Origin of the sequence: Ruminococcoides intestinihominis, assembly GCF_040096285.1 — a bacterium.
GTDB lineage: Bacteria > Bacillota > Clostridia > Oscillospirales > Acutalibacteraceae > Ruminococcoides > Ruminococcoides intestinihominis.
In genome coordinates this window covers 1-4,661 of record NZ_JBBMEY010000075.1, presented here as the reverse complement: position 1 = coordinate 4,661, position 4,661 = coordinate 1, and the positions used below count along the sequence as shown (strand labels likewise).

General features: G+C 33.0%; 3 protein-coding genes. 1 reads left to right on the top strand and 2 read right to left on the bottom strand.

Features of this window, described 5'->3' with window-relative positions:
* Window positions 1-330: 330 nt before the first annotated feature.
* Complete coding sequence (locus tag WMO18_RS10520) at window positions 331-1,251, bottom strand: LysR family transcriptional regulator (RefSeq protein WP_367286587.1); 921 nt, start codon at window positions 1,249-1,251, stop codon at window positions 331-333.
* A 27-nt stretch (window positions 1,252-1,278) separates the two neighbouring features.
* Complete coding sequence (locus tag WMO18_RS10515) at window positions 1,279-3,180, bottom strand: ABC-F family ATP-binding cassette domain-containing protein (protein ID WP_367286586.1); 1,902 nt, start codon at window positions 3,178-3,180, stop codon at window positions 1,279-1,281.
* Window positions 3,181-3,303: 123 nt separating this feature from the next.
* Between WMO18_RS10515 and WMO18_RS10510 the strand changes: the two genes are divergently transcribed.
* The gene (locus WMO18_RS10510) at window positions 3,304-4,452 is read left to right on the top strand and encodes a GDSL-type esterase/lipase family protein (RefSeq protein WP_367286585.1); all 1,149 of its coding nucleotides are present in this window, start codon (window positions 3,304-3,306) and stop codon (window positions 4,450-4,452) included.
* Window positions 4,453-4,661: the final 209 nt, after the last annotated feature.

The window sequence follows — 4,661 nt, the reverse complement described above, 5'->3', positions numbered from 1 at the left end:
ATGTTGAGAATTTCTTCTGTGCTTCTCTAACCTGTGCTAGTTTTGCTTCTAGTGCTTCTACTGAATCTACAATATTGCTATCTTTTACTTCTGTTACAACAGCTTTTTCTTCTGTTGCTTTAGCATTGTTCTTGCTATTCTTAGCCATAACTGAATCTCCTTAATTCTTAAATACATCCGTAGTTTTCCTACGGTTTGTTAAAATTTTAACACATTTAATCATACAAGTAAAATCTAAAATATGCATAACGATATATCGAAAATGATATAACTTAATAATTGCCTATATTTCGTGAAAAATATAGGCAATTTCTTGGTTATTATTTAGTTTTAATGTTCCTTAATAGAATTTTCAAGCTGATTTATAAACAATTCATCAAAAGAATCCAATTTTTGTTTTTTTCGATAAATCAGCACATCCTTGTACATTCCCACTTTGTCACTGCATTTTATTTCTTTTAAACCATAAATATTAAGCAAATGCTTTGGCATTGGGGATACAAACATACAAGTGTTTTCCACTTTACTTAACAGTTCAAGCTGACTTGCTCTTTCATAAACAAAGATATGTCTTTCGTTATTATAACCCATATCTTCTTTCTGCAAATCATGTGCCGGTAATGACGGTACATATGGATCGGCATGGCTTATAATAATATAATTGCTTAAATCTTCTGTTGTGACACTACTTTTTAATGCTAATGGGTCATTCTTTGACACAACAATATTGTACTTAAATTGGAAAATATCTTTTGCCTCTAGTTTCTTTTCTTCAAGGTACTTTTTAAATGTTTCTTCATAATTCACATCATATCGTACAATACCCATTTTAAAGTCATTTTCCAATATATTGCGAATTGCTTGTTGGTTGTTGGTTTCCTGATAATAAATTTCTGCTCTTTTATCTTCATCAATTTTACTACAGAAATTTACAAATGCTGATGAAATGTAGCTTGACCTTGGAACAGAAATTGAAAACTTCTGAGTGTTTCTCTTATTCTTAGAAAAAAGATTTTCCACCTGATCAACTTGTGCAAGAATTTTCTTTGCATAACCTAAAAACTCAATACCCTCAGGAGTTGGAATCATACCCTTGGAAGTTCTTTGAAAAATCTTTACACCCATTGACCTTTCAAGTTCTTTAATTGCTCTTGAAAGGTTAGGTTGACCCATATATAAATTTTCTGCAGCCTTGTTGATAGACTGAGTTTTCTCAATTTCTATTGCATATTTTAAGTGGAGTAAGTTCATCTCCACACCCCCTATCAAATAAAAAGATTAGCTATTCTCAAGTTCTTCCCACTTCATAAACGCTTCTTCTTGGGAAGTTTGAAGTTCATTTAGCTTTTCCGTATATTCCATAAGTTTTTCATAATCCGAAGTGATACTTTCATCAGCTAACATACTTTCCGTTTGGGCAATTTCTTCATCAAGCTTTTCAATTAATGCTTGAATTTTCTTAATGTCGTTTTGCTTTTTACGAATCTTTGCTCTTTCTTCTTTTTCCTTTTTATAGTCATTGACCTTTGGTTTATCGTTTCTAACCTTTAGTTCAGGTGTATCAACAGGATTGTCCTTTGTTCTTTCTATAAAGTAATCATAGTTTCCAAGATACTCAACAAAGCCTTTGTCTGTCATATACAAAATTCTGTCGGCAATTTTATTTACAAAGTATCTATCGTGGCTGATTACAAGTAAAGTGCCTTCATACTCATTTAAAGTTTTTTCAAGACTTTCCCTTGAAAATGTATCTAAGTGGTTAGTAGGTTCGTCAAGTAACAAAAAGTTATCTCCACTTAACATAAGTTTTAGCAAGTTAACTCTTGCCCTTTCACCACCGGACATTAGCTTTAACTTTTTAAATACTTCGTCACCTCTAAAGCGAAATCTGCCTAAAGCAGTCCTAACTTCAGTTTCTGTCATATTAGGGAAAGTATCATAAACTTCTGTATAGGCATCATTCTCTAAGTTTAGATTACCTTGCATTTGGTCAAAATAACCAATCTTTACACCTGTACCATAGTCAATATAACCACTATCAGGCATTTCTTTGCCCAATAACATTTTAAATAAAGTTGTTTTGCCAATACCGTTGCCACCCATAATAACAACCTTTTCACCTTTTCTGATATGGAATGAAAGGTTGCTGAAAAGATGATTATTGCCAAAAGATTTTTCAAGGTCTTTGCACGTTACAACATCGTTGCCACTTTCCTCATTTACATGGAACTTAAATCTTAAGTCGTGATTTTCTTCTTCCGGTGGCACTAGTTGTGCTTTTATTCTGTCAATTTCTTTCTGCTTACTGGCAGCAGTAATATAGTTACGCTCTTGTGACCATTCAATCTGTTGCTGAATAATACCCTCAAGTCGCTTAATTTCTTTTAAATCGTTTTCATATTTATTACGGATACTTTCTTGGTCTTTTTCTTTCTTATCCATAAAGGCTGAGTAGTTGCCCTTATACATAATTAAGTGATTACAATAAAGTTCCATTGTTCTGTTTGTAACTGCATCAAGGAAGTATCTGTCATGGCTGATGATAATAACACTACCATCAAAATCTTTCAAAAAGTTTTCAAGCCAAGATACTGCATTAATGTCAAGGTGGTTGGTAGGTTCATCAAGTAGAAGAATATTAGCACCTGAAAGCAGTAGCTTTGCAAGGCTAAGTTTACTTTTTTGTCCACCTGAAAGTTTAGAAACTTCCATAGTGAAATTCTCTTCCGTAAAACCTAAACCTATAAGGGAACTTCTTGTTCTGCTTTTATAAGTTAAGCCACCATTATCCTGAAACTTTTGAAGTAACAAATCCTGCTTTTCTATTAAAGAATGTATATCATCAGTTGCATTTTCTATTTGTTTAGGAAGTTCTTCAAGCTCCTTTTCCATATCTATTAATGGTTGAAAGACAGAAAGCAACTCCTCATAAACTGTTCTGTTTAAACTGGTACAAGCGTGTTGTTCCATATAACCTACAGTAGTATTTTTGCTAACAGTAACTGTGCCGGTATCCGGTGAAAGTTGTCCTGTTAAAATTTTAAACAATGTGGTTTTGCCACTACCGTTTGCACCGATAAAGCCTATTTTGTCTTTTTCTTCTACAGTAAAAGTAATACTGTCAAACAGCTTTCTCTCTATAAAAGACATACTTAAATCATAAGCTGATAATACAGACATTTTGTCACCTCTCCATTTCTTTAACCTTTATTTTACAATATTATTCTAAAAAGTGCAATTAATTTTGACATATCTACTTTTTTGTTATATCCTAATATATAGAATTTTTGAGGAGAAAGAAAAATGGAAAATACAAAATGGGTATCAACTTGGGCTAATGCCACTTCTATTATCACTCGTCAGGTAGAGAACTACACTAAGGATATAACACTTCGTTATCCTATTAAATCAGCATTTAATGGCAGCAAACTTAGATTTGGTTTTTCTAACTTTTGTGGTACAGAAAGCATCACAATCACAAGTGCTACTGTTGCAAAAAGTGATGAGAAAGGTAACTTGCTAAGCGACACAACTGCTATTACATTTAAGGGCAAAGAAAGTGTTACTATTGAAAAAGGTATTGAAATCAAAAGTGATGAAATTCCTTTCAATATTAACAGTGATGAATATATTTCTGTTAGTTTCTACTTAAAAGACTTTACAGAAACAAGATCGGCAGTACTTGTTACAGGACCATTATCTAAGGGTTATTATGCACTTGGAAACAACATTAATGAAAAGGTATTACCGGTTGAAAAAATGAAAAGTACAAACTGGTTCTACTTTTTAAACAATGTTGAAGTTTTGACAGAAGAAAAGAACAAAACTGTTATTTGCTACGGTGACTCAATTACTGCACAGTCTTGGCCTGATTACTTAGCAGAAAAATGTTTTGAAAACTATAAAGATACTGCCATTGTTAGGAGAGCAGTATGTGGCACAAGAATTCTAAGACAATATGAGTGTATTCAATACGACAGTTACGGACTAAAAGGCAGTAACCGTTTTGAAAGGGAAATTTCTTCCGTATCAGGTGCTGACTCTGTTATTATTCAACATGGCATTAACGATATTATTCATCCTGTTGGTGTTGAGAACAATGTGTTCAGACCTTGGAGCGACCTACCTACTGCTGAAGAAATGATTGCCGGTATTGAGGAATACATTAGAATTGCAAAGAACCTTGGCTTAAAGGTTTACGGTGGCACACTTCTACCTATTGAAGGTTGGAGAACCTATGCAGACTTTAGAGAAAAGCTAAGAAATGAAGTTAATGAGTGGATAAGAACCACAGATAAATTTGACGGTGTTGTTGACTTTGATAAAGCACTTCGTGATGAAAATAATCATTCTGCCTTTAAGAATGGTTATGATAGTGGTGACCATCTACACCCATCAGAAAATGCCTATAAAGTTATGGCTGAAACAGTACCTGAGAGTATTTTGGAGTAAGGTTTATTTTTATTTTATTGTGCTATACAAATTAGGGTTTTTCAATTTTGTCTGTGGGTAAAGATTAGTTTGATAAATTAGGGTTTGTGGGGTTGTTTATGTAATGTAGATAAATTAGATAGTAACCGATTTATTCATCTAATTTATAGTTTTTCCCTCCTTCAGTCATTCTTTAAAAGGTGAATTGCTCTGCAATTCACGAATGACAG

Coding starts and splice junctions, on each gene's coding strand:
- WMO18_RS10510 (WP_367286585.1), top strand. CDS start 3,304: ATGGAAAATACAAAATGGGTATCAACTTGGGCTAATGCCACTTCTATT.
- WMO18_RS10520 (WP_367286587.1), bottom strand. CDS start 1,251: ATGAACTTACTCCACTTAAAATATGCAATAGAAATTGAGAAAACTCAG.
- WMO18_RS10515 (WP_367286586.1), bottom strand. CDS start 3,180: ATGTCTGTATTATCAGCTTATGATTTAAGTATGTCTTTTATAGAGAGA.